At 55.4% G+C, this 25,566-nt stretch carries 20 protein-coding genes and 1 pseudogene; 7 read left to right on the top strand and 14 right to left on the bottom strand.

Going from position 1 to position 25,566, the window contains the following annotated elements:
* The first annotated feature begins 95 nt into the window (after positions 1 to 95).
* Genes drmA through drmC form a run of 3 tightly spaced genes read left to right on the top strand, consistent with a single transcriptional unit; the run spans position 96 to position 6,133 of the window.
* The gene (gene drmA / locus SH410x_RS15285) at positions 96 to 3,491 is read left to right on the top strand and encodes a DISARM system helicase DrmA (RefSeq protein ID WP_473668535.1); all 3,396 of its coding nucleotides are present in this window, start codon (positions 96 to 98) and stop codon (positions 3,489 to 3,491) included.
* Entirely contained in the window at positions 3,491 to 5,320 is a 1,830-nt protein-coding gene (gene drmB / locus SH410x_RS15280; RefSeq protein WP_473668533.1) for a DrmB family protein, read from the top strand. The genes drmA and drmB overlap by 1 nt, the downstream gene beginning before the upstream one ends.
* 3 nt (positions 5,321 to 5,323) lie before the next feature.
* Positions 5,324 to 6,133: a DISARM system phospholipase D-like protein DrmC gene (drmC, locus tag SH410x_RS15275; protein WP_473668531.1), complete on the top strand. Its 810-nt coding sequence runs from the start codon at positions 5,324 to 5,326 to the stop codon at positions 6,131 to 6,133.
* A 429-nt stretch (positions 6,134 to 6,562) separates the two neighbouring features.
* Here the strand turns inward: drmC and SH410x_RS15270 are convergent, their stop codons facing one another.
* The 3 genes from SH410x_RS15270 to SH410x_RS15260 form a co-directional block, all read right to left on the bottom strand.
* On the bottom strand, positions 6,563 to 6,883 hold the full coding sequence (locus tag SH410x_RS15270; RefSeq protein ID WP_473668529.1) for a GIY-YIG nuclease family protein: 321 nt from the start codon (positions 6,881 to 6,883) through the stop codon (positions 6,563 to 6,565).
* Between the two features lie 251 nt (positions 6,884 to 7,134).
* Complete coding sequence (locus tag SH410x_RS15265; RefSeq protein ID WP_473668527.1) at positions 7,135 to 9,729, bottom strand: S8 family peptidase; 2,595 nt, start codon at positions 9,727 to 9,729, stop codon at positions 7,135 to 7,137.
* An 11-nt stretch (positions 9,730 to 9,740) separates the two neighbouring features.
* Entirely contained in the window at positions 9,741 to 10,745 is a 1,005-nt protein-coding gene (locus SH410x_RS15260; RefSeq protein WP_473668525.1) for an AAA family ATPase, read from the bottom strand.
* A 501-nt stretch (positions 10,746 to 11,246) separates the two neighbouring features.
* On the opposite strand from SH410x_RS15260, the gene SH410x_RS15255 reads away from it, so the two are divergent.
* Positions 11,247 to 11,486 carry a hypothetical protein gene (locus SH410x_RS15255; RefSeq protein ID WP_473668523.1) on the top strand — a complete coding sequence of 80 codons (240 nt, stop codon included), beginning with the start codon at positions 11,247 to 11,249 and terminating at the stop codon, positions 11,484 to 11,486.
* Positions 11,487 to 12,170: 684 nt separating this feature from the next.
* Here SH410x_RS15255 and SH410x_RS15250 read toward each other — a convergent pair.
* The 6 genes from SH410x_RS15250 to SH410x_RS15225 all read right to left on the bottom strand — a co-directional run bounded on the left by SH410x_RS15250 (position 12,171) and on the right by SH410x_RS15225 (position 16,904).
* A complete protein-coding gene (locus SH410x_RS15250; RefSeq protein ID WP_473668521.1) occupies positions 12,171 to 12,614 on the bottom strand; it encodes a ribosomal maturation YjgA family protein in 444 nt (147 codons plus the stop codon).
* A complete protein-coding gene (locus SH410x_RS15245) occupies positions 12,607 to 13,269 on the bottom strand; it encodes a hypothetical protein (protein WP_473668519.1) in 663 nt (220 codons plus the stop codon). Before SH410x_RS15245 ends, SH410x_RS15250 begins: the two co-directional genes overlap by 8 nt.
* A gap of 54 nt (positions 13,270 to 13,323) precedes the next feature.
* Entirely contained in the window at positions 13,324 to 14,835 is a 1,512-nt protein-coding gene (locus tag SH410x_RS15240; protein ID WP_473668517.1) for a B12-binding domain-containing radical SAM protein, read from the bottom strand.
* An 80-nt stretch (positions 14,836 to 14,915) separates the two neighbouring features.
* Complete coding sequence (ispH, locus tag SH410x_RS15235) at positions 14,916 to 15,779, bottom strand: 4-hydroxy-3-methylbut-2-enyl diphosphate reductase (protein WP_473668515.1); 864 nt, start codon at positions 15,777 to 15,779, stop codon at positions 14,916 to 14,918.
* 71 nt (positions 15,780 to 15,850) lie between these two features.
* Positions 15,851 to 16,276 carry a winged helix-turn-helix domain-containing protein gene (locus SH410x_RS15230; protein WP_473668513.1) on the bottom strand — a complete coding sequence of 142 codons (426 nt, stop codon included), beginning with the start codon at positions 16,274 to 16,276 and terminating at the stop codon, positions 15,851 to 15,853.
* Positions 16,266 to 16,904 carry a hypothetical protein gene (locus SH410x_RS15225; RefSeq protein ID WP_473668511.1) on the bottom strand — a complete coding sequence of 213 codons (639 nt, stop codon included), beginning with the start codon at positions 16,902 to 16,904 and terminating at the stop codon, positions 16,266 to 16,268. The genes SH410x_RS15230 and SH410x_RS15225 overlap by 11 nt, the downstream gene beginning before the upstream one ends.
* A 382-nt stretch (positions 16,905 to 17,286) precedes the next feature.
* Here SH410x_RS15225 and SH410x_RS15220 point away from each other — a divergent pair, with 382 nt between their 5' ends.
* Both SH410x_RS15220 and SH410x_RS15215 read left to right on the top strand, forming a co-directional pair.
* Entirely contained in the window at positions 17,287 to 17,427 is a 141-nt protein-coding gene (locus tag SH410x_RS15220) for a hypothetical protein (RefSeq protein ID WP_473668509.1), read from the top strand.
* A 271-nt stretch (positions 17,428 to 17,698) separates the two neighbouring features.
* On the top strand, positions 17,699 to 19,144 hold the full coding sequence (locus SH410x_RS15215) for a TIGR04222 domain-containing membrane protein (protein WP_473668507.1): 1,446 nt from the start codon (positions 17,699 to 17,701) through the stop codon (positions 19,142 to 19,144).
* Between the two features lie 505 nt (positions 19,145 to 19,649).
* On the opposite strand, the gene SH410x_RS15210 is transcribed toward SH410x_RS15215, so the two are convergent.
* Genes SH410x_RS15210 through SH410x_RS15190 form a run of 5 tightly spaced genes read right to left on the bottom strand, consistent with a single transcriptional unit; the run spans position 19,650 to position 24,562 of the window.
* Positions 19,650 to 20,708: a hypothetical protein gene (locus SH410x_RS15210; protein WP_473668505.1), complete on the bottom strand. Its 1,059-nt coding sequence runs from the start codon at positions 20,706 to 20,708 to the stop codon at positions 19,650 to 19,652.
* Positions 20,705 to 21,400, bottom strand: coding sequence for a tetratricopeptide repeat protein (locus SH410x_RS15205; protein WP_473668503.1), 696 nt, complete (start codon positions 21,398 to 21,400; stop codon positions 20,705 to 20,707). Before SH410x_RS15205 ends, SH410x_RS15210 begins: the two co-directional genes overlap by 4 nt.
* A 2-nt stretch (positions 21,401 to 21,402) precedes the next feature.
* Complete coding sequence (locus SH410x_RS15200) at positions 21,403 to 23,367, bottom strand: VWA domain-containing protein (protein ID WP_473668501.1); 1,965 nt, start codon at positions 23,365 to 23,367, stop codon at positions 21,403 to 21,405.
* On the bottom strand, positions 23,361 to 23,885 hold the full coding sequence (locus SH410x_RS15195) for a DUF4381 domain-containing protein (protein ID WP_473668499.1): 525 nt from the start codon (positions 23,883 to 23,885) through the stop codon (positions 23,361 to 23,363). Before SH410x_RS15195 ends, SH410x_RS15200 begins: the two co-directional genes overlap by 7 nt.
* A complete protein-coding gene (locus SH410x_RS15190; RefSeq protein ID WP_473668497.1) occupies positions 23,882 to 24,562 on the bottom strand; it encodes a DUF58 domain-containing protein in 681 nt (226 codons plus the stop codon). The genes SH410x_RS15195 and SH410x_RS15190 overlap by 4 nt, the downstream gene beginning before the upstream one ends.
* A gap of 453 nt (positions 24,563 to 25,015) precedes the next feature.
* Here SH410x_RS15190 and SH410x_RS15185 point away from each other — a divergent pair.
* Positions 25,016 to 25,558: pseudogene (locus SH410x_RS15185) on the top strand (group II intron reverse transcriptase/maturase); the annotation flags it as partial.
* Positions 25,559 to 25,566: the final 8 nt, after the last annotated feature.

Genomic DNA, 25,566 nt, shown 5'->3' with positions numbered 1-25,566 from the left:
TTGCGCTTCGGGCTTGTATGGCGGTGGTCGTTGAGGTGCTACAATCAGCCCTCCCCAGACCCTGCAGTTTTGACAATCGAGCATGAAGCCATTCGATGAGCACTGAACCGATCCAAGTCCGCCAATCGTTGCTGGATGCTTTGCAGATTGATTTGATTGGCCCGTCGGGTGTATTGGGCGATCACCGCGAAGTTTTGCCACAGGCTCCGTCACGTTGGTATCTGACCGGATTCTTGGTGCCGACAGACGCGGATGAAGAGCAACGATTCGATCCCAACAGCGATGATGACGTCGATCAGGCTCCTGCGGTTGCCGGTGTCGATGAGAATCAAGAGCCCGAGAAATCAGCGGCTCGACGATCTTATTTGCCGAGTAGTCTTGGGCTGAGCGTTTTGGTGCCGGCCGCGACGCGGGAACTGCAAGCGATCGTTCGTTTTGGTGAATACCTGAGGGTCGAGCAGGAAGAAGGGCCAAAGCAGGGGGCGCCGGTTCAGTGGCGTCGCAATCCGCACGAAGAAATCGCTTCGGTTGCTCTTGGCAGCAAGGTTCCTGCGCAAGGTGTTGTCGAAGTTCACGGCAGTCGGGGGGTCGAAATTGTTTGGTCGCTGCGGGGCGTGCCTGATAGCGACATTGACGGTGGGTTACCTAAGGGAACTCGAAGCCTGTCGATGTTTGTGGTCAATCGACGCAAGGCTTCCCCGGACGAAGTTCGTGACGAGGGTTTTATCTTTCAGGTCGAATTGGAAGTGCAGTGCGACACCTCCTTCATTGCTCGCCCGAATCTTCACAGCCTTGAAAGCGATGACTGGGATGAGCGGGTAGCGGATCTGCAGTATCGCGACTCGTACGAGTTCTCGGTGGGGCACAGTGTGGCAACGGAGTCGGTCGTGGAAGACGGACAGTGCAAAACGGTTCGCACGTGCCACTTGCCCACCGCCGAGGTCGAGAAGGTAGCTCCGTCGAAAATCGACGGCGTGACGCTGAACATGGAGACGCTCGCCTTCCTGCGAGATGGTGATGACGCGCTCGAGCAGCTCGGTGGATTTGCGAGCAGCTACCGCGATTGGATTAAGAAGCAGTCGGCCGGGCTAGCGGGGCTTTCACCGCGGCGAATGGAAACGGCCAAAGAACTGTTGCATCGCGCGGGGCTGGCCGCAAATCGCATCCAAGCTGGGATCGAGCTGCTGGCGGATCCAGACTGCTTGGAAGCGTTTCGGATTGCAAACAAGGCAATGGCTGACCAAGGTCGGCGGCGGCTGGCTCTGCAGTTGGGGAAAGCTCCTGAAGAAATCACGCCGGCGTGGCGTCCGTTCCAGCTGGCATTCATTTTGATGAACCTGAAAGGAATTGCGGATCCGGCCAGCAACGATCGTGAGTTGGTTGATTTGCTCTTCTTCCCGACGGGCGGCGGTAAGACAGAAGCATATCTTGGTCTGGCGGCATTCACGCTGGTGTTGCGTCGATTGCGAAATCCAGGACTGACATCGTCGGGCTTGAGCGTGCTGATGAGGTACACGTTGCGACTGTTGACACTTGACCAACTTGGCCGTGCGGCGGCATTGGTTTGTGCTTTGGAATTGGAGCGACAAAAGGATGTCGAGAAGCTTGGCGAGTGGCCATTCGAAATCGGGCTGTGGGTCGGTCGTGCGGCAACACCGAACCGAATGGGCCGGAAAGGCGAAAGCAATCGTGATTCTGCGAGAGCGAAAACAATCGCATTCAAGAATGATGATCGAAAGCCCTCACCGATTCCGTTGGAAGAATGCCCGTGGTGCGGCTCGAAGTTTAAGTCGAACTCGTTTCAGTTGGTTCCCAACACGGACAACCCCACAGACTTGCGAGTCACGTGTGCGAATCGCCACTGTGAATTCTCACGCGGTAATCCTCTGCCGATTCTGTCGGTTGATGAGCCAATCTATCGCCGCTTGCCTTGCTTTCTTATTGCGACGGTCGACAAGTTTGCAGCGATGCCGTGGACGGGTGAAGTGGGCGGGTTCTTTGGCAAGGTCAACCGAGTGGATTCCGAGGGTTTCTACGGTCCTTGCGATACAGGTTCGGGCCGTCCGTTGCCTATTGATCGGTTGCCGCCGCCGGATTTGGTGATCCAAGACGAGTTGCATTTGATCTCGGGGCCACTCGGAACGATGGTAGGGCTTTACGAAACGGCACTGGACGAACTGTCCACCATTCAAGTCGATGGCAAAGATATACGACCCAAGATCATTGCGTCGACGGCGACGGTTCGGAGAGCGCTCAGTCAGATTCGAGCCCTGTTCAACCGACGGGAGGTGGACGTGTTTCCGCCTCCGGGACCAGACATCCGCGATTCATTTTTCGCCCGCACACACTCTACGTCTGAAAGCAACGCCCGCAAATACGTTGGCATCGCGGCTCAGGGTCGAAGTCCCAAAGTCATCATGCTGAGGCTGTATCTCGCTCTGCTCGCGGCATCGCAAAAGGCGTACGACGAACTCGGTGGTGCGAAAGTCGATTCTAACCCAGCCGATCCCTACATGACGTTGCTCGGCTACTTCAACAGCTTGCGAGAACTGGGTGGGGCACGTCGATTGATCGAGGATGAAATCCGCACACAGTTGACGGGCCGAGGCAGCCGCAAGCGTGTCGGCGAAATGGAGGGAGTGTTTAAAGACCGCACGATTGCCTACGAACCGGTAGAGTTGACTAGCCGGGTCAGCACGGACAAGGTTTCTGAAGCGAAACGACGGCTTGAGCAGGCTTTCAAAGGAAAGGACCGAGTCGACGTAGCGATCGCGACAAACATGATTTCGGTTGGCTTGGACATCACACGGCTGGGGCTGATGGTCTGTTTCGGCCAGCCCAAGACAAGCAGCGAGTACATCCAGGCGACCAGCCGTGTTGGTCGTGATGACAAGCGACCGGGGCTGGTGATCACGATTTTGAACATTCACCGACCTCGCGATCGATCTCATTTTGAACGCTTCGCAGCTTTTCACGAATCGTTCTACCGCAGTGTAGAAGCCACTAGTGTGACACCGTTTTCGCCACGAGCACTTGATCGCGGTCTGGCGGGCACGTTCATCGCCTTGGCAAGACACGGCCACTCACCAATGACACCGCCACGTGGGGCGACCGAAATTTTGAGGGAGATGCCAAGTTTGCAATTCGCCATTGTCCAACTCGCGGACCGCGCCCTGGAGACGCATCACGATTCCTCATCAACCGATGCTGCCGAGCTTCGTCAGAAGGTTTTGGATCGCTGCAAGGACTTGCTGGATACCTGGAGCACGATTGCGAAAGAGCTGCATGACACTGGTGGCGCGTTGCAGTATCAAACGGAAGTAGGGAGTGCCCAGCGTCTACTCTACGAGTTCCTCAATCCAGACCTCAAAAACTTGCCAGCACGACACAAAAAATTCCGAGCTAACCGTTCAATGCGTGATGTTGAACCGAGCGTGAACCTCTGGCTGAAGACGATTGATGGTGTTGAGATCGAATCGGAGGACGAATAATGAGTAGGAAACCCGGAGCCCGTCCTCACGGTCAGATCCGACAGAGCCAGTTGATCACATCCTTTGGTCCCGGCTCAATGATGGACCTGCCCAATCACTCCGTTCTGATTGGCGGTCTTGATGCATGGTCAACTGGCGGTGAAGAGATCATCGAGCCGCGGCTGGTAGACAAGCTGAAGCAGCTGTTTGATCCGCCACTCCAGGTCTTGAAACTGATTAGCCCACCGCCGGACAATGATGATCCGACAGCACCACAGACCGGGATTACCGCTTGGCAGTTCCCCGAGTGGTTCATCACGCAGGACGTTGATCGCGACGCTAGCTTTGGTGTGGTGCGTGCTCGCATGTTGGTCCATCGCAAGAGGCTGACTAAGGGGAAGTTCATCGACGACAATCGGAAAAAGCGGAGCGTTGTGCCGGTTCGATTTGTGCGTGCTTGCCGCAATGGGCATATTGGTGACATCGATTGGTACAACTTCGTTCATGGTGGCAATACTGAATGTCGGCGTCAGCTCTGGATTGAAGAACGCGGAACGAGTGGTGACCTAGCCGAAGTCTATATTCGCTGTGAATGTGGCAATGCAGAACGCAGCATGGCTTTGGCAATTGAGCAGCCTGATACGATGCTTCGATGCGATGGTAAGCGTCCGTGGTTGGGACCGTACGCGAACGAGAAGTGTGGCGAGCCCAACCGGCTGCTAATTCGGACGGCCAGCAACGCCTACTTTACTCAGCTAATGAGTGCCATCTCGCTACCGGACCGAAACGTTGAACTTCGTGAAGCTGTGGAGCTAGTTTGGGACTTCATCGGTGAAGTCGAAGATGTCGGCGAACTGAAATACGAACGAAAAAAGGCGAAGGTAAACACGGTTCTGGACGGCTACGAGAACGATGAGGTGTTCGCCGAGATCAAGATGCGTCGCGGACAATCCGCTGGCCCACCGAAGACCATCAAGCAAGCTGAGATGGAAACGCTGATCGCCAGCAAAGACGAGCTAGGTGATGACAAGCCTGACGGTAACTTTTTCGCAAGAACGCTGCCCAAGCAGATTTGGGACAAGCCGTGGATGCAGTCAGTCGAGCGAATCGTACTAGTCCATCGCCTGCGTGAAGTAATGGCTCAGGTTGGCTTCACGCGGTTCGAGGCGGTGTCACCCGACATCGACGGGGAACTCGAAATGGGCGTTCGCCGAGCGTCGCTGGCTCGGGAGATCACCTGGCTGCCGGCGGTGGAGAATCGTGGCGAGGGAATCTTTATTCAGTTTAAGAAAGACGTTGTCGAGAATTGGGCCACTCGGCCTGAGGTTCAAGCCCGCGGCATGCGGCTACTCAGTGGCTACGAGGCATGGAAAGATGAACGCAGTGGAGCAACGAAGAAGTTTGTCGAGGAAGGTGGACTACTGCCGTACGTCCTATTTCACTCATTCGCTCACATGTTGATCACGGCGGTTTCGCTTGAATGCGGATACCCAGCTAGTTCCATTCGCGAGCGAATCTACACGATTCCCGATATTGGCTACGGAGTGCTCCTGTACACCGGAACTTCCGATGCCGAGGGGACACTCGGTGGACTCATTCAGGTCGGTCGTCGAATTGATGAACACATTCGAGGTGCACTCGAAATGGGCGAACTCTGCTCGAACGATCCCGTCTGTGCTCAGCACGAGCCAGCGAATCAGCACGAACGGCGATTTCTGCATGGTGCCGCCTGTCACGGTTGTCTTTTGATCTCTGAGACGTCTTGTGAACAACACAACGAATTCCTGGATCGGGCGTTGGTCGTTCCTACCGTCGACAACCTTGGCATCGAGTTTTTCACAACACGGTAACCGATGAGCATCCGGAATACGTCCAGCAGCTTCGCTCGCTTGAGCGACTCCGATCTACGTGCTTTGACCATGGGGCTGGAGTCAGGACGGATCTCTGTTCCATGCTCGGCATTGCAGCTTCGTCGCCTGATTTCAGCGTCCGCGGTCGACGATGTCATTTCAGCGATCAGCTACTTGGCGGAGCAATTCTTCAGTGCCGGTCAAGTTGCCGCTTGCCTTAACATGATCTCGCTTGATCGTCTTGAAAATCCTGGTGGGGCAAAAATCGAAATTGACTTGGTCACGTCCGGCCCTGAAGCACCAGGGCTGACCAATCGGGACACAGCCGTCGTGGTCCGAGAACTCTTCTCGCATGCCGCGAATAGCGTCATTGTGGTCGGCTACGCGATCTACCAGGGGCAGATGGTCTTCGAGGCCTTGGCAAAACGCATGAATGAGCTTCCTGGCCTGGATGTCGAATTCTTTCTGAACGTCCCTCGCCCCGATCGCGATACGACCAAGTCTGAGATACTGGTCTCCCGATTCGTAGAACGTTTCAAAACGGCCCAGTGGCCGAAGGACAGCCGGTTGCCGAAAGTCTATTACGATCCACGATCCGTTTCCGACGAAGTCCGAATTCGGTCATCGCTGCACGCCAAGTGCGTGATCGTCGACAACGCTCACGTTTTTATCTCGTCAGCCAACTTCACCGAAGCGGCGCAGCAGAGAAACATCGAGGTCGGTCTGCACCTGAACTCCAGCCACCTGGCAACCAAGACGTCTCTCCACTTTCGGAAAATGCTCGAAGCGGGGCTTTTCAAGCGAGCCGTGTGAAATCCGGATTTGACAAAGTCGCGGAAATTGCCTTACGCTCGAAATGCCCAAGATGCTTTTGCCAGGTTGCAATAGAAGACCGGCAAATTGCCGTCTCTTAATTGCTTCCAGGTGTTTGAATCGAACGTTGGCACCTGGGCGCCCTGTCAGTAGCCGCACAGGCCATTTCAAACGGATGGACTCACATCCAGTCGTGAAAGACTCGCCGAACTTCTGGAGCCAGAACTTGCCCAAGAGCTTGCAAAAAACTAAATTCATTCACGATTATTCCCCGCCGGTTGTTGCCGACGACGACTGGACGATCCGATCATGCGGAGATGTTCGTCAGCGTCGCCAATGAGACGACAATGGTTGCTGCGCATGCTCACGCCGTGGAGGGGCGGCGTTCGCTGGCAACGAACTGTGCCGAGAGCGGTCGTCGATTCTTGTTCAAAACAACATTGCCTGCTGGTCGGTCGCGAAGGGCGATTCCGGCGATTCCCCATTTTTCAGCTCGAGCACGTGTGCTTCGATCTCACCGACAAAGGGGAACCATCTCGGCATCAGGTTCTCGCTAGCAGATAGCTGCCAGGCGTCCGCTTGTTGGATTCGCTGTGCCAGCGAACGGAGCTTCGCGCGGTAGCGGTGCTCCTGCATGAGCGCCTCATCCTCATCCACCGGCTGCACGTATTCGATCACCAATTCGAATGGACAGCCGCACTGCAGTTCGCGTCGGCGACTGGCGACGTCGGTCGATCTCCCGACCTTCACGAACTTTACGCCGAAGCATTCACACGTGATGAAGTAAATCCCCGAATTTTCCAAACCGGCGCCTCCGAGTTCTCGACGTAATCCAGGCCCATTGTAGTTACGGATTGGTTTCGGGTGGGAATCGCGAGTGATTCTCTTGCCGCGTGAAGTCGCTTCGATCTCGAGTTAGATGAGCAAACAGAAATGGACAGCAATTGGTGATAGGAGGTTCGGCCGCGTTCGCTAATTGCCACCCGGCCCTGATCAGTCGCCTACAGCAACTCCACATTGACTTCCGCTTCCGCCGCCTCGATCTTACGCGACAGCAGATCAACTTCCAACTCCATATCGTGATAGAGTTGAATTTCTTGACCGAGAGATTCAACCGCAACCGTCAAGTGGTATTTCGCTTCATCCAGAGGGCTGACGCTGTGGCCCTGGTGTCCCACAACCGCAATGCAAAATGATGCGGGTAACTGGTCCGCAGGCATTGTGAACCAATCTTTTTGAAGTGTACCCGCCGTGCGGCTGCTTGCCGTCAGTTTGCCAGCTCCGGCGTTCTCTCCAACGACCCAATTGAACCGATCACGATCCGTCGTTACCGTGCCACTTTCTTCTTTCACCAACCTCGCGGCAAACTCTTCAGCTGTCTCACCAGCATAGTTTGTCCGCCAATCCAGCCAAACGGCGAGATAGCCTCTTCGATCACGTCGGGTTCGCCTCGATGCAGCCGAATAGGATAGGCAAACTTCAATCAACACTTCCGAAGCATTGCCTGGCTTACGAAGCCGATCAGGAATGTTGACTTGATAGACATCCACTTGCTTCGCTTTGATCTTCTGCAAATTAGAAGTGATCATGGTGGCGCGATAGTCGGTGTTCCCCGTCGCCCGGTCGTGGTCTGGCAGTCCGTACCCCAAATGGCGAATTGCTTCAATTTGTTCCAGCCGCGTACCGAAAAATGCCCAGTCTGGCCAACGAGCGGACAGAGCAATCAGGGCCCGGTACAGAAGCGTGGATTCCTTTGGAAATATCTTCTGCAGTTGAGCTGCCAATCGAGTCACCTTAGGAGCGGCAAACGAGGTGCCTACTTGGTCGCGATCGGTTGATGGTCCTGCAGCGTGTAGATTGCAGCGGACGAGGTCGGGGTAAACCGCTTTGGCACTCGGGTTGTTCGAGATGTCGTTGCTGGGATTGCGAACGAAGTCACCACCAAATTCAACCACGTCCGGTTTCACCACTCCGAAAATCCCTCGGCCCGTACGAGAAAATGCGGACGGCCGTTCGGGACCGTCCGCAAAACTATTCCAGGTAGATGACCGGTAAACGTCGGTTGAAATCGAGCCGACCGTGAGTGCTTGCAAGCTTTGACCAGGATTCGCGACACGACACGAATCCATCAATAGGTAGCCTGGGTAGTCACGCCCCGCAGCCAAATGCTGTTTAATTCCTAAACGCATGCGCCCCGTAGCGTCAGGGAAAACATTGCCGACACTCTGAATGAACAGTAGGTCATGGCGATCCGACAACGCATCAATTCTGGCTGCCCATGGCGACATGTGACGCATGCGGCATACGCTCCAACTGCAGATGGACTGGTTATAGATCCGACTGCCGCGATGACCATATCGAAAGTGTTCAACGATTTCGCTGAGCATATCGAAGATCGCTCGATCATCCGGCAGACTGTTTCGATCGTTCAACACTCTGGCATTCTGGATCCAAAACTCGGCTTGGTGAGTCCCGCTCGTTGGAATGTTTTCGCCGAACAGTACGACGCCTGCGACTCGGGTTCCGTGTCCTGATGGAGTCACATAGTCAGCTACGTCTCTCGGAGTTTTCCCGAAGAAGCAACGTGACTCGGACGAGTCGATCGCCGCTTTGAGAAGCCGATGATTTTCCTGAATGCCGCTGTCAATGACACAGACGGCGACCGCATCGAATGCAGGCGGGGTGATGACGACCGGGCTGGTGGAACCGGTCGAAACCGTCGAGGACTCAACGGGAAGATCCGCGACATCAGCTTCTTCGACATCGAATAGATAGGGATAGTTGAAAACAAAGTCTCGCAGCCCGACGCCTGGTAGGCGAATGCGTGCAGTAAATTCATCAGGAACGTCAGTGTCGGGTTCTTTTGTGCTTGGGTCGATGTAACTGTCGTAGGCTTCAATAAATTTCTCGATCTGGCCGATTCGGTCGGTTCGGACTTGATCCCATCGGTCGTAGGCTTTTATCAGTTCCGAGCGGTGGCGAGCTCGATAAGTTTCCTCGTTTTCTTTCTTTCCCATCGGTGTTAGACGGGGTTCGTAGCCACCGTTGCAGGAGATACCGGCATTGATCCAAATTGCCTCGTCATCGTCGATTTCGCCCCACCGCTCGTACAACGTGGGGGAAAGGATGTGCTGGAGTCGTTGGTCGCCAGAACTGGCCGACACATCGTAGATTCTGGCTGCGACGCCGCCACCACGATCCAAGCGACTGAATAGGTCGACGACTTCGTTGAACGTCACGACATCAACGTCATGCGAGGCGACGATTACAAACCCGTCCTCCTCTTGGCACACGATCTCGAAGTCTAAGCGACGTCTTATCTCATCCAGATCAAGGTTGTCTGGATCCAGCTTCAGCAAAATTGGTTTGCCGGCAGGGAGTGCGGGCGCTCCATCGGGCCTCTCTTCTTCGATCTTGGCCCAGATTGCCCGCATCTCGTCGACAGAACGGCTAAGCGAAGTAGCGTGCGTCTTAAAATTCGCCTTCAGTTCCTTCTCATGCTCCGGCGTATAGCCTCGTTGCTGGTGATCCGGAGTCTGATATGAACCACTGGTGCGTTTGACGAGTTGAAGATGAGGGAATTCCGTCTCGGGCATAGTTCACGAAGCTAAAGAGTATCGATATCGTTGTCCGCTAATGCTTGTTCGAGATCATTCTTTTCGATCCTTGAACGCTCATCCAAGATCGCAAGCTTTGCGGCATCACGGGATAGCTTCACAACCTTTGCTGCAGAGGCTCCCACCATAGTCCCCGCCAATTCTACCCATTTGATCTTGGGATCGACATCCATCGAACTCAGTGTTTGATGCAGCAATCGCTCGATTTCATCTTCGCTTGGTGGTGGGACTTCAAAAGCCTCGTCAAACCGACGGAAGATGGCTGCGTCTAACTTGTTCGCTACGTTGGTGGTCGCTACAAAAAGACCCGGAGACTCATACTCGTCCAAAAGCAACAGCATCGTATTGACGATTCGCGATGCTTCACCGATGTCGTTGGCTTGGTGACGAGATCGGGCAACGAAATCGCATTCATCCAAAAGAAGAACGCACGGGTTGGCTGCGCTTGCGTCGAATACGTTTCGCAGGTTCGATGACGATTCACCGAAATAGGATGACACTAGCGAATCAAATCGAACCTTCATGAGCGGTAGCCCAAGGTTCCAAGCCAGTCGTTTCGCCCCAAGAGTCTTCCCACAACCGGGCGGGCCGTACAGCAAAATCTTCTTCCGCGGCACCATCCCGTGCTTGGCTAGTCGATGCCGAGCAGCGTATTCCTTCTCGATTCTTGCAAACCGCGATTCTACTTCCGGAGGCAGCACCATGTGGTGCTCAAGTTGCTCTCGCGGAATGATCGTCGCGAGCGGATCGCGGTAACGGCGACTTCGTGGGAGTTCGGTAAGTTTCCCAACATCCGACGAAGTCGGGCCGATGTCCTCGCTGTTTTCGCGATTGGTCGCGGTCTCTGATTTCAAAAGAACATCCAGTTCTTCGGCGAGACGCGTGTGACCGACACGCTTTTCGTCACGCACGATTTGAAAAGCGATGCGATCTAAATCGTCGTTGCTTCGTGCAGCGATGGCACGGATCAGCTTGCGAAGGGTTTGGGACTTCATAGGTACGGCTTTCGTTTCGGCTCCATCGGCGTTCGTATTGACCGCGGTCAGTTGTGAGCTGTACCGGAATTGCCACAGCAAACGCAACGAAAACTGGGCAAGCTAGGCAGAGATCAGTCGCTGTGGGAACCACAATCGGTCCTTTCGTCGACCATTTGCAGCAGTTTGCCGCCTAACACTCAGTTTAGTCGCATTGACACCCGCTGGGTACGCTACGAACGGCAGTTAACTGCTGCGACTCAGACGAAAACTTGTCGGAAAGTTTTTTTCAAGTTGTCTCGCCAATCCGATAGTTGCCTGCGAGTGTTCTTTGCGTTCATCATCAGTATCGACCGCAAGCAAACGCCTCTGCGAGGCAATCAACTGTTGCCAATCGTTGGGCCCGATTCCCGCTGGCCTAAGCAGCTCGGCAAGCAAGGGCTCCTCGCCCCGTTCCGATTCGACTGGTGCATCTCCTGGCGAGAGAGGCATTCGCTCAGGTCTCCATTGAAGAAGCCATGATTGTGTCGCGACGTACTCAAGACGTTCGTCGTCCGAATCAGCCTTCTGAATATTCTCGGCAACTATCGCCAATCGTCTGCATCTCCAGTTTTCCGCATCGATCTCGCCGGTCTCTGCCGCAGTGGCACCGATACGAGTCCCGTCGTGCTGCCCCTGGGAACTCGTGAACAACGCCCCTTGGGGATGCTCCCATCTCCGCTGCCAGGCATATCGCAGAGCGATTTAAAAGCCGGATTTTAAAACGCCAATTGCAGGCGACCGTCTGCCGAGACCTACGTGACCCAGACAGCGTAAACGTGACTGATCGAGCCCCGGGTCCCGTCATGCGTAACTGGACACGCTCTCGCCTGCTGAATCGCCGCTGGTCGCCGGAGTCCATGCTTTTCGATGGCCGGGATCGGGGCAATAGCAAAAGCCTGCGACACCGTTGCGGATCGCAGACTTTCATTGGCAATCAGAGACTGCCAACCTGGCCCCCTTCCTGACTGCCAACTCCATCAGTTCATCGATCAAGGACGACGCCTTAGCGATGGTCAGATCCGTCAGTGGCGAAACGCCGAACCGATCGTATAGTCCACCAGAACAAATCGAAGTACGCACCGGTGTCGGCCGCCGGAGCATCGAAACTGTTGTCGGAAATCACTTCGGTGTGGGTCACCGAAGCGGTGGAGCGGATTGGCTTCGAGCTGGCGGCTGGTCCAACCTCGGCGAGTTGAGAGTGACCGAGCGGAGCTGCTTTAGGGGTTACTTGAACGCCGGCAGCGTCCGCGTACACCTTGACGATGAAAGCGGGGGGATCCGGAACGGGGATGACGATCAACTTCCGAGGCTAGCGGGGTGGGTTCGGAAACGCAGTTCGATGCATCGTTGGAAACAGCCGGTCAAATCACGCTTGAGCAATAGAGCCCTTCGAAAGGAGGCCTGTCAAAAGTAATGAGAACATGCCGATAAAAACACACACCAAGAAATCAGCTTTCGGCGTCCGAATTGCGTCGCCCCCACTTCTACGGCAACGCACAACATCGCACCGGCGGTGTAGCGAATCAAGTCAACCCACACAAAATGAAAACCAAGCAATAACCCGCCTAGTGTCGTATCTCTGACCGAATCGATCCACGGTGCGTGGTACAGTTGACCGAATTCGATTGCGTAGGCGAACCCAAGCGTCATCGCCGCACGAGAGATGATTTTGGCATGGGGAACACAGAAACTGATCCCGCAATAAACCAACGCGGTCCAAAACGCATCGCCAGCGTTTTCGGCTACGAAACTTGGCAAAGACAATCCATACCACCGCGAGGCGAGTCCCAGCAGCATCGCCACTGCGGCAAAAGCAATGAAAACGCCGCGTTTCTTAGAGTCAGCCATGCGCGACCGTTTGACTTTTGGGCGGCCATGCCGTCAACACGAACGCCGCGGCCATCAGCAAGTAGCTCGGCAAGAACAGCCACCACCAAAACGCCCCGGGCAGATAGCTGCTTAGCGTCTCGGTGCCATTTGCAATCGCGGGTTGCATGAACGTTGCCAGCCCCAGCCCGGCACCGGCAACGAACATTGCCGAGCTTGTGAAGGTGAACATGATTTCACGCTGCGACAAGAGTGTCCACGATCCCCACATGATAAACAACATCGCAATCACGGCGGGGCAGATCCAAGGCCCCAACCAAACACTAGGGATCAAGAATAGGACGTCCCATTCCAACCAACGTTGCGGCCAACCGATCAAAATCTTTAGCCAGGCGTAATAGAACAGATCCCAGACTCCGAACAAGAAAACAAAAGCGGCGAAGCTACGCGTCAGTGATTTTCGCTCGGCCAGCAACGCGACGGTCAAGATCATCACCATCGTCGCAACTTCGCGGCTGAGTTCCAGGAGCGGATCGAAATCGTTCAGGAAATGTAGGGGAAACAGTTCCAGCGGATTATCGGGATAGTAAAGACGACGCATGTAAACCACAACAGCCGCTTCCAGTAGCGCCATCGCGACCGCGTAGATGCCCAGCAGAACAAGATTTCGTTTCATCTTCGTTTGTCTCAGGAAGGTAGCCACATCGCGCAGTCGGCGATCGGCTCTCGGTTACACGCCAGCGGAAACGACACTGCTGCTACGCCCCACATCAGCCACATCTTGCCTAGCCAATCGACGGCGAAATCGTAGGTGTCGGCGTCTTGTCAGTTCGACCAGCGGTCGCCAGGCTCGGGCGGTCATTTGGTACTTGATCAACAGATGCCAGAACCGATTGGATCGTTTGTACAAATACGACATTGCTAAGTAGGCCGGCACGGCCCGCCAGTCCCGCGGACGACGACGCCAAATGGATGCATCAGAAAACAGACGCCGATAACACCATTCGTAGCCCTCAGCTAATTGCTCCGGAGTCAAGTGCTTGGGACGGAACACGACGTTCGCAGTGTCGTACTTGCTCCAATCGGTGTGCAACAATCGCCCTTCGGACTCCATCTTCCGAAACAATGGCGTGCCAGGATACGGAGTCATGATGTGGAACGTCGCGCACTCCAAGCGGTTCTCTTCCACCCATTTCACGGTCGTCTCAAAAACATCTTCGCGATCATGATCGAATCCCAATACGAAACTTCCGTTGACTTGGATCCCGTTGCGGTGAAGCAATTCGACTCGTCTGGCGTAGTCCTCGGTACGCGGACTCTTTTTATTGGCATCGGTGATGTTGTCGTTCTGTAGCGACTCAAACCCAATGAACACTCCCGTGCAGCCCGCCAAGGCCATTTCGCGCACCAATAACGGGTCATCCGTGATGTCGATGCTGACCGCTGCGCTCCAAATCTTCTCCAACGGTCGCAACGCGGCACACAATTGACGTAGGTATTCGGGCTTGGAACCCAAGTTGTTGTCGGTGAATACCGCATATGGCTGATCGTCCTGCTGAAACTCGTCGGCGATCTGCTGCACGTCGCGCATCAAGTACGGCATGTGCAGTCCTTTGGTGGACAGGTAACAATAGCCACATCGATTGTGGCAACCACGGGTGGCGATCAGGCTGGTCGTGGTGAGATAACCATTCCGCTTCAGCAAGTCACGTCGCGGCGGAGGATCTGCGCGGTACGGTCGTTTGAAGTCGGCGCGGTAAATCTCTTTCAGATCGCCCGCATCGATGTCATTTAAGATCTGGCTCCATAGCTGAACGCCATCTCCAATCGCCAGCACATTAGCATGGGGCGCGACTTCTTCAGGACATGAGATCGCGTGCAAACCACCCAAGACGACAATTGATCCACGATCACGATACCAATGAGCTAACTCGTAGGCACGCTTGGCAAACGTCAAATGCACAGTGATACCGACCACAGCGGGAACAGGAGCGCACGGCGGCGGGCCCTGCAGCAGATTCTCGTCCCAGTACTCAACATGCCAGTGATCCGGCGTGCTGCCAGCGATACTGGTCAGGGCCAACGTGGGAGTGAGCACGTGCTTGCCGAAACTCGCATGCGGATCCTTGGGATAAAACGGATTGATCAGTAGTGCATGTTGTTCGCAAACAGGCCCAACGTTCTTAGCCGAGTCCAGCTCGGGCGCGACTCGCATATCAGGCGGAACCCAGTATTTGCCCATGATATTCTCGAAGATCCGTTTAGAAGGTCGTTGTCATGTATCGCGACGGCTGACTCGCTTGATCTGTGCGTAGGTGTTTCCTATCTTTCTTTCGATCCCTTGCTGGCTGCGATTTGTTCCAGCCGCTTGTGGACTTCGTTGATAGTATCATCCAAAGTCGATGTGCCGGCGGTGAGGCCGATTGTTCTTGCGTCGCCGAACCAATTCGGGTCAATCTCATCCGCACAAGTCACGTGCAGGGCTGGCACGTTGTGCTGCTTGCAGAGTTCTGCCAATCGTCGAGTATTGTTTGAATTGCGGCCGCCCACGACCACGACCACATCAACGCGGCTGATCAGTTCCGACATCGCTTGCTGCCGACGCTTGGTTGGATGGCAAACCGTGTCAACGAAACGAATATCGGCCGCCGGATTTCGCAGTGCAATGCACGCTTTGATTTCCTCCACGAACTGCGACGGCATGGTGGTTTGACATATGATCCCCAACCACTCACTTTCGTACGTCCGCACGTCTTGTGTACTGGCGATTACGTCGCAGCTTTCCAAGTCTTCGACGATCCCAAGCACTTCGACGTGCCCGGGTTTTCCGATCAACAACACATGCCGTCCTTCGGCTGCCAATTGCATGGCCGCGTCGTGGACTCGCCGCACCAGCGGGCATGTCGTATCGATTAATTGTTTGCCGTTTGCTTGAAGACGTTTTCGTTCTGCGTTGCTGACACCGTGCGCCGTGATCAGCACCAGCGGCGTCGACGCAATCGATTCTCGATTGTCTTCGGGCGACTGGCTGAAACCCGCCTCGCTTAATTGCTGAATCACGTTTGGATTGTGGACCAGTTCGCCGTGAATGGTGACCCGCGTTGGATCGCTTACCTCTCTCGTGATCTGCAACGCGTCGCGAACACCAAAGCACATCCCCATCTCGGCGGCTCGTACGATTTTCATGCTGTGTCTCGGCTTGAGTAGTTTCGCTAGCTTTGCACTGCAAAGTGCCTGATCAAAAAAAGAGAACGTCGTCACGTGGGCGACCAACCGCCCGAGAATCCTGGCTGATCGATTTCGGGATTGGCTTGGGGCTGGGGCTGTGCGTCAGCCAAGACCTTTTCCAAGACACTGATGTAGTCCGCAAATCGTTCGCGTCCTGCGTTCGTCAGTCGATACATGGTTTGTGGGCGCGAGCCAGTGCTGCTCTTCCAAATTTCCACTAGGCCAGCTTCGCTGAGTACGCCCAAGTGCCGGCTCAGGTTTCCGTCGGTGAGTGAACAAAGTTGCTTTAAATCGTTGAACAATACTCCGTCGGCGTTTGCGGCCAAGGAAGCCAGAATGCCTAGACGCGCTTTCTCGTGCATCACGCGATCCAGGCCGTGATAGGAGAACCGACCAGCGTGCTGCGATGACGATGATGCGTCTTCGGTTTTTCGTGGTTTTGCATTACGAGACATGCTTTCGCTCCAAGGTCCAATATAGGATCGCCGCGCACAACAACTGCCCACCACCAAAGGCAAACGCCATCTGCCAAGGGGAAAAAGCGTATTCTCCTTGTCCCCATCGCAGGCAACAGCAACCGCAAACGACGTAGTACAAGCCAGCCCAAACAACCGCCGAAGGTAACAGTCGCCAGGAGGCGAATATTCCCAAGCCGAACATTAGCGACCAAAGCCCGGGCAACATCCACGCCACGTTCGGCGCACTGCGATAAATACAAACAGTCAACAACGCTCCCACCACTAGGCACGGCGAGAACTGTTCCACCGCCAACCGCGTCATATCTCGAGCAAGTCCCGAACCTGCGCCGTTGGCTCTCAGAAACAATTCGGCTCCAGCAATCGTAACGCTGACCAGTGCGACGCCCACCCAGAGAACCAGATAACGACTCAAATCAGTCGCGGGCGAAGCCACCCACTGCGATTGAAAAGCGGCAGCGATCAACCCAAGCACTCCTGAAAAACCGACCGTCAACGAGCGATAGCCACGAAACACTTCGCTACGTGCCATCTGCTGCCGAATTTCGGAGATCTGCTGAAGTGCTTCGCGAAGCTCCACCGGTTGCTCCCGATTAAGAGGCGTCAAATATTTTACTTTGCAATACAAAGTACAAGGGCGAGCGGCGCAAGTCAAGGCTTTTTTTTCATGCGTGATTCGCCCAGGGATTGCCCCGTCTACAGGGAATTACCGTGCTTTCTCACCAAGCGCTGAGCGGGATGTCGTCGACAGGCGAGGCGGCAAGGGCGCGAAGCTGCCTCTTACAGCCTTGACAGCTCGGTTGACTAACTCGCCTCGTTTGCATCGACCGAACGGAGTTCGGTCGGGGTGAAACTCGCGTCGGTGTCTTCAGAATCCGGGCACCGAAGCTCCGAAATTGCCATCACCGAAAGTGCTCCGGCTTCATCGACCGGAGCAGAATCCGAAGTCAGCCACCGGAGGATAGAAGGCGACCTCCAACTGCTTGAAAATGGATCTGCGCACCGTTCTCTTGGTAACCGTGTTCGCCACACCCACCATCTGCGGCAACCGAATCTATCTTCGAGTTGCTCAAGAGATCGATGGACAACGCAGTGAGTTCCTGTACTGCTTGGCAAAACCAGGTTCCTGATGGATGCTGGTCTTCAAGTACGGATTGTCAGACAATCACAGAAAGGTTCCGGCCACTTTTTCCTATCCGTTGATGTTCCGTGACATGGGAGTTCGTTTCAAAGTTGGTTTTCTTATCCTAGCAGAACTCGCCAAGAGTTTCGGCCTTCGATATCGGACTACTGAATGTCTTGGCGACTTCCGCTAAAATTCCTGCACAGTGCCCCGACTAGGACGAAAAGCTGCCTCGTCCAACAGGGGCAATCAAAGTTGCGACTTCTCAGGAGTATGTAATGGAATCGGTAGTTGAACTGATCCGGCGGGTGGAAGATTTTGAGATTGATCCGGGCGAGAAAACCTTGCCGTTTGAGGCTCGTTTAGCCCGCGAGAATGGCTGGACAGTGGCGTATTCGCGACGCGTGACCAGCGAATACAAACGGTTCTGCGTCATGGCGGTTGCCGCCGGGCATCCTGTCACGCCGCCTGAGCATGTCGATCAAGCCTGGCATCTCCACCTCACCTACTCGCGATCTTACTGGGAACGCTTCTGCCCCGAGGTGCTCGGCCAACCGCTGCATCACGAACCGACCAGCGGCGGGACACACGAAGGACTGAAATATCGCGACTGGTACGCCGAGACACTCGCGAGTTACGAAAGACTGTTTGGACACCCGGCCCCGACGGATATCTGGCCTTCGGTCAAACAACGCTTCGCACATGCGGGTGAGTGGCGATGGGTCAACACCGGGCAATCATGGGTGATCCCCCGATTTCGAACCGTGGTGACAGCCATCGCCGTTGCGACGATATTGTTTCTGTTGATCTTGCCAGGATGCCACGGCGCAGGCGGCTGGCCAGTGCCACCGTTCCATTTGGGAGGCGATGGCTTTCTGGTTTTCTACTTTGCATTCGCATTCTGTACGTTGGCCTTCACGGCGGCCAGTCGTTTGTCTCAGTCCGATGGCAACAGCCCGGAGTCAACGTCAACGACGCCGATCGATGTAGCGGAGTTATCGCCACAGCAGATTGCTGTGCTCAGCGGCGGCGGAGCGAGATTAGCTCATGTGGCCATGGCCCAATTGTATGTGGATGAGAAAATCACGATCAGCAAACGATGGTGGGGAAAGACGACGATGCAAGTTCATGGCGAATGCCCGCAAGAACCCGCTTTGCTGCGAGATGTGTTCGGAGCGGTGGCAAAGAACCAATCGGCGACGAGTGTGATGACCGCCGTGAAGCCGCATTACGAACGCATCTCTGAAGACCTTGCCCAGCGCGGTCTACGGAACACTACGACGGTCATTTCGAAAACATCCGCCGTCTTGATTGGAGTGTTGATCGCGGTCGGTTTCCTGCGAATCACTCAAGCCATGCTCCGAGGCCAAGAAGCGGGCTTCGTCGTGATCATCATGGTGGTGACTGCGATTCTCACATTCCTGATTAACGCGCGGTCATCAACGCTAACAAAGCAAGGCAAACAGTTGGTGAAACAGCTCGTCGACAACGCTAAGCCGAACCAACGGGCGATCAGCTTGCAGCACTGCACTGCCGCTGATATCGCGATGCCTGTCGCACTGTTTGGTGCGAGTGCCTTGCCAGCCGCTGAGTTCCACGATCTATCCGCCTTGTTACCAACGATCGGACGGCAAAGCAGCGGTTCGAGCGGTGGTGGGTGCAGCGGATGCGGTGGCTGTGGCGGATGCGGAGGGTGCGGTGGTTGTGGTGGTTGTGGTGGTTGAGATAGACAATCCGCTCTATTCTGCAAACCTCAACATGCTTGGGTGGCCGTTTATGCGTTTCACGAACCGCCTAGTGCGGACCCGCATGCTCTGTGTTGAGGTCGTGCGGCTTTTAAGAATAGGCGAAAAAAGGTACGGGCGAAAAAAGGTACGCGGACTCATTTCAATTTCAAGGTACAGACCGATGCCAGTTAGATAGCTTTGTTAGCAACTTCGGTCGCATCGGTCGGAGCGACCTGGCCACTTCGGTTCGGCGCGTCGGCCATCTCCACGCAAAATCGCCGGTTGCGAACTGATACCGGCTTCATCGACCGGAGCAGCGATCCGGCGTCGGCCACCGGAGCACCCAATTGGGGCTGCGGGGATCGAGTATTAAATTGAAACGTAAAGTTTTTTTCCGTGAATCTAATGCAGCTTTTGACAAAGAGATGCAATCGCACTGAGCATTCGGACCCGCGCAAGACGATACAAATCAACCACGATGTCATTCGCAATAGATCGCGACCTATCGCTGAGAATCGCCAGGATTGAGCGGCTGCAAATGCTGCGAACGCAGAGGCGAGGTTAGCTTTGAAAGGAGTAATCGCCCCGGGTGACTGAGCCCAGCGGCGATCACGCATAACGTCAGGATAGCGATAGTCACTGTTTTCCGACCGATGGCGGATGTGGGTGTCGGTGTATATATTCCGTCCGAGTTTTCAGCTCCTTGCGTCGCCAGCTTCGGATTGGTCACTACGTTAAGCGTTTGCGATGGAAGATCGATTGCACGTATTTCACTTTTTTCCAAGTCAAACCACTTGAAGCGTGCCGCTGGGACCACGTACTGTCCCGGCCGCTGGCAAACATAGGTAATGACGTCTTGCCGCTGGCCCACCAAGGAACCACCGTCGGTCTGGTCTGACGTTTCTGGTTTTGTGTAGATGCCTAAGCCATCAATGTTGCCAGCGGCGAATGGTGGGAACAGCATTCCGGGAATGTCCGGAGCTGTATACGTCACGGTCCGAGTGAATGCTTGGCCAGCCATTACGTCATCCTTGCTCGGTTCCGGTTTCCAAGTCTCTTGAACCTTCAAGTCGCGTGCACTAAGCACTTGACCCAAGCCGTCTGCGCCAGGAGGCAACTTCACTGTGTAGGAAAGCGGCTTCGTTTCAACGGAGGCACTGATTTCTTTCGGGTCCAGCGGCGCTGGTTTGTAGGAGAACCTGATCGTGAACGCCGGTATGGATTGCTCGCCCGCCCGCATCGGATAGGCTGCCAATTCATGCCGCTGGATTGAATACATCGTGTCGTCAATCGTCTCGCTGTCGACAACCGGATGCTCCGCAGGCGGCATCATCAGCACGCCTTGGGGTTCAGGAAGATCAAATGCGGGAGCGCTCGCAAAGTAACCTGGTGCAAGCAATTCAACAACGACCGTGACCTTCTGGCCAACCCACGTGTCGCCTTTCGTTCGGAGCGTTGCCCGCACCTGCGCGTCTTGGGCCAGCGCGTTGCTGCTGAGTTGTACGCTGACAATGCACAGCAGGAGTGAAAGTTGAACGGACGAGAATCGAGTGGGGCTCATTTCGACGCCTCATTATCAGCGGGTGGCTCTTGGCGTGCAGCTTGATACGCGAATTTTGCTTTTAGAAAATCTGCTGGTGTGGTCTGTACGCGACGCAACCAGGTCTTGCGAAGCTCTTCGTCTGACATCTTTGCGTCATTCAATTGCGTCGGTTTTCCTTTCTTGTCGGTACCTTTTGGATCGACGACGATATCGTCCGGCTTGTAAGCATCTGCGGACTCTTCGCGGTCCGCACCTGCATCATCAATCAATTTCTTCCGTGCGGCCGACAATGCCATGTTGTCTTCGGCCTCTTTCCAATGCGGATGAAAGCCCAACGCCCGATGGTAGCTGTCGATTGCGGCATCGTACTTCCCATGCATCAACCAAGCATTGCCCTGGTTGAAGGCGCCGTCAGCACCGGCAACTCTTGCATAAGTTTTTGCCGCCGCCTCGAAATCTCCGTTGCGGTACTGGGCCGCTCCGATGCGGTTTGGCGACGCGTAAGTCTTGGCTGCTTCGGCATATCTCTTTTCTGCAAACAGTCGATCGCCGCGTCGGTTGGATGACTGCCAAAACTGCGGGTCGCGAATGGTTCCCGTAACCATCACAAGGATGAACAATCCAGCAATCGTGACTCCCATTCGGAAGGCCAGCGGCCTTGAATGCGGTTGATATGCCGATTGACCGTGCGAGTGTGCGGTTGATTTCATCATCAAATGCTCGTGGAAACCATCCAGCCCTTGCGAAAAAAAGGAAGCATCAGGCAGGCCAACAGAGGCGACAACCAGTAGCCGCTCTCGGCCCAACGCAGCTCGGAATCGTCACCCCTGCCGTTGGCAAACTTCGCTGCACTGGCGAGCTCGCGAACATCGGAATCGTCCGCTGTGAGTCGGACGACATCAGCCCGCAGAGGATGGGCGGCGTTTTCCGCAGCGTCGAGTTCGTCACCCGCCATCAACGGCGGATACAAACGCAGATCGGTGCTGGAGTCTCGTCGCCACTTAGACAAGGCAGCGGTTTGTCCCGGCGCGACGCTGTCGGTGATCCAAAGGATCGAACCGCCACCGGCATCTTTGAGGGTTTGGTCAGCCAACTTGAACGCTTCCGCGGCCGCGTCTCCGTCGACGGGCATGATTTCGGGATCAAGTGACTGCGCGAAAGAACTGATGAGTTCGCCGTCCGTTGTCGCTGGCATCACCACATGCGCCGATCCGCTGTAAGCGATCAGTGACGTCTTGGCGGGACCACGCGCTTGCAACAGATCGTGGATCTTTTGCGTCGCGCGAATCAGACGACTGGGCTGAACATCTTCGGTCTTCATCGACGGCGAGACTTTGACGACGATCGCGAGCGCGGCAGTGTCGTTTGCAAACGGTGCCGGTTGATGTTTCCAGGTCGGACCCGCGATCGCGACGATCGTCACCAGCCAAAGCACGGCAACTAGGTCTCGTGGGCCAATCCGAGATCCGTGTTCCGGGCCACTGAGCAAATGAGTCAACAAATGCGGAGCAACAATGTCGAGCCACCGACGATTGGAATCGCCGCGTCGTCGCAACAGCCACCACAGCATCAATGCCGGAATCAGCATCAGTAACCACAGGGGACGGATGAAATGCAGCGGCGGACCTGACACTGCGAGCAAGCCAAACGGGCAGACGGCGACGTGGGCGAGTGACGCGGCTGCGAGCGGCGGCTCCGCAATCGCTGATCGACTCAAAAACCAATCTCGAACCTCCAGAAACGTCAGCTGCAACATCGAAACGGACAGCGCTATGAGCAATGGCCACCAATAAACATCGCGGCGGGGACGATGTGAAACGGTTTGCACCTTTCGAGTTTCCAGCTTGTCGAGCTTGTCATAGATCTCGGCAAGTTGTTTGCGATCGGCAGCGTGTGCATACATGCCGCCTGTCGTTGTCGCAACGTTCTTGAGTGTCTGTTCGTCCAACGCATCTTCACCGGCCGCTTTCGGATCGCCGACCGCAATCGTATGAATGACGATACCTTTGTCTTTTGCGATCTGCGACGCCTTTTGCGGAGGAACCTGGCTTGCCGTATCGTTCCCATCGGTCAAAGCGATCAGCACGCGGTCTTTCACTTCGCTGCGATCAAACTGGTTGATCGCTAAGCCCAAAGCATCCCCAAATGCGGTTTGAGGCCCAGCCATTTTCACTTGCGCCTCATCCAACAACTCTTCACAAACCTTCAAGTCTTCGGTGAACGGTGCTTGCACAAAGGGAGCGCTTCCAAAGAAGATCAAGCCGACGCGATCGCCTTTTCGTTTCGTCAGAAAATCTTTCAATACCTCTTTAACGGCGGTGAGACGGTCGACGGTTTTGCCGCTAGCGTCTTCCAAATCCTTGGTCTCCATGGAGCCCGAGAGATCGACGGCCAGCAACATGTCCCGTACCGGAATTTCTTTGCGAATCGGTGGCTCGAGCACTTGAGGGCGCGCGATCGCCGTGACAATGCAAGTCCAGCAAAGCCAGACGCAAAGCCACCGCCACCAACTCCGGCTGGTAATCATCGGGCCACTGGAAGACCGATTGCCGGCGAGTCTCGCCAGAAATGGGACGACCAATCCTTGTCTCGTCTCGCGATACGCCGGCACGAATAACCAAACCAGCAGCGGCACGGGAAACAAAATAAGCAGCCAGGTATGGGCGAGTGTCAACATGGATCGTCCATCGCCTCGTTCGCTTCAACGCAGTGAGTTTTGATCCAACAACGGACCATGGTGGTTAACTCGTTCAGTGCTTCGTCCGTCAACTGCGCCGCCGTTCTAGGATCGTAAACCGACTTTTCCAAAACGGCCCCTGTCCCATCGCGAAAGTGAGTGCCGCGCGCTGTACGATCGAGAAACGCAAACCACTTTTCTCCGGTCAGCGTCGCGACCTGCTCGCGTGGGAATGCAGTCAATGCGGTGCGTTTGAGAAGATCCGAAACGGCAAGCAAGGCGGCACGTCGTTCGTCGACGTTCATGAACGCGGCGTGCTGATAATCTAGTAGCTGTAGAGCCTCGCGGCGATAACGATTTCGCTGCCATCGAACCAGACCATGGAGCATCAGAAACAACATCGTGATCACCGTGAAGGCCAATACCCAGTACCAACCCGGCGAGGGCGGCCACCACGGGACCGGGGCTGGCACAACGATATCATGCAATCGGTCTAGGCCCGTGGGATCCACCTTCATCGATTTCTTGCTCCCAATTGGCGCCGGATCTGTTCGGCCACGTCCTTCGCCGTGCTCAGTGGGATCACCGGTGTTTCTCGCTGCAAAAGAAACTTCTTGCCGGCAGCTCGCTGCTCGGCAAAGCTGGAACGAAACTGTTCTCTCAAGCCGCGATTGCTGGTATTCACCTCGACTTGCTGGCGTGCATTCCCGAACACGAGCGGCCCGGCGATGGGTAGTTCACTCTCGAGCGGATCGTGAACAAACGCAAACAGCACATCGTTGTGGTGGGCGATGCGAGTGAGCAGTTGTCGAGTTTGCTCATTCTGGCCGTTGCCATCGCTGATGATACAGACCAAACAATCATGTTTTGCCAGTCTGTCGCAGCGGAGCAGCACTTCATTGAGCATTGCGGGATTCGGCGTGATGTCTGGAGTGATCGACAGTGAATGGTTCTGTTCTTTGATCTTTTGCAGAATTCGCAAAACGGTCGATCGACTGCGTTGCGGACGAATCTCGTCGACCGTCCGATCATTGAACACGAGCGCTCCGACTCGATCTTTTTGAGCCAAAACACGCCACGCGGCGATCGCCGCTGCCGTACGCCCAACGATGGGCGTGATCTTGTGGGGTGCAAGTCCCCTGTACTTAGTTCCGGTTCCTTCGAAGGGAGTCATCGTACCAGATGGATAGCTCATAAGAAGACAGTACGAGGCGAGGGCAACTGCGGCGAGGTGACAGACCGTGGGGAGGAAGCCTGCGAAGACGATCGATAAGCCAGCGAACCACACGTGCTGGACGTCTTCTCGCCAAGACCTGCCAGGTTACGAACAGAAACCTCATACGAGGCCGACGACTCCAGGCGAGCGGGCTGCTGACCGCGAAGCCGAACCGGAAGAAAGAGCGGAGGTAGATGGGGAGCTTGGGCAGGGACAGATCACGTGTCTCGGTGCGATTACATCAACCCGAGGCGTCCCTTATTTGGGGAGATCTCGATGCGTACCCGTGAGTAGGGCTTGCCCGAAAGGCGGGGCGGATGCGGCAACGCACTTCCGTGCAGAGAGAAGTCAGCAAACGTCGTAGTACCGAGCCTTCGCAAACCAGCGAAGACGGGAAGGACTGAACGTCACAAGACAAGGAACGAACCACCGATGACCTCTGAACCGCCGAACGAAACGTGTCGCCAACTTCGATTGTTTGAAGACGGCGACGCATCGCAAAACATCCAGCGAGATGATTCGACAGGGGCGGGCATCGAGAAGTCAGCCTTGGGCGATGACGCCAACGAACTGATGGAGGAGATTGTCGACGATGTCATCATGGAGATGGCTTGGGCGAGAGTGAAGGCCAACCGTGGAGCCCCAGGGCCCGACGGGATTACGGTCCAAGACTTTCCCGAGTGGATCGCTCCGTGCTGGTCAGGCGTTCGACAGAAACTTCTCGATGGGACTTATCAGCCCTCAGCGGCGCGACGAGTCAGCATCGATAAACCCGATGGCGGCACACGCGAGCTCGGCATTCCAAACTTGCTCGATCGTGTGATCCAAACAGCCATTGTATTAGTCCTCACGCCGATCTTTGATCCGGAGTTCTCCGATTCAAGTTTCGGCTACCGACCCTATCGCTCGGCTCAAGATGCAGTCCGGCAAGTGCAGAAGATCATCCGCGGTGGTCGTCGCCGATGCGTTGATATGGACCTTTC

This window comes from Rhodopirellula sp. SH410, from assembly GCF_055811895.1.
Note: the sequence above shows the minus strand (reverse complement) of the source record. Positions and strands in the feature narration are given on the sequence as shown.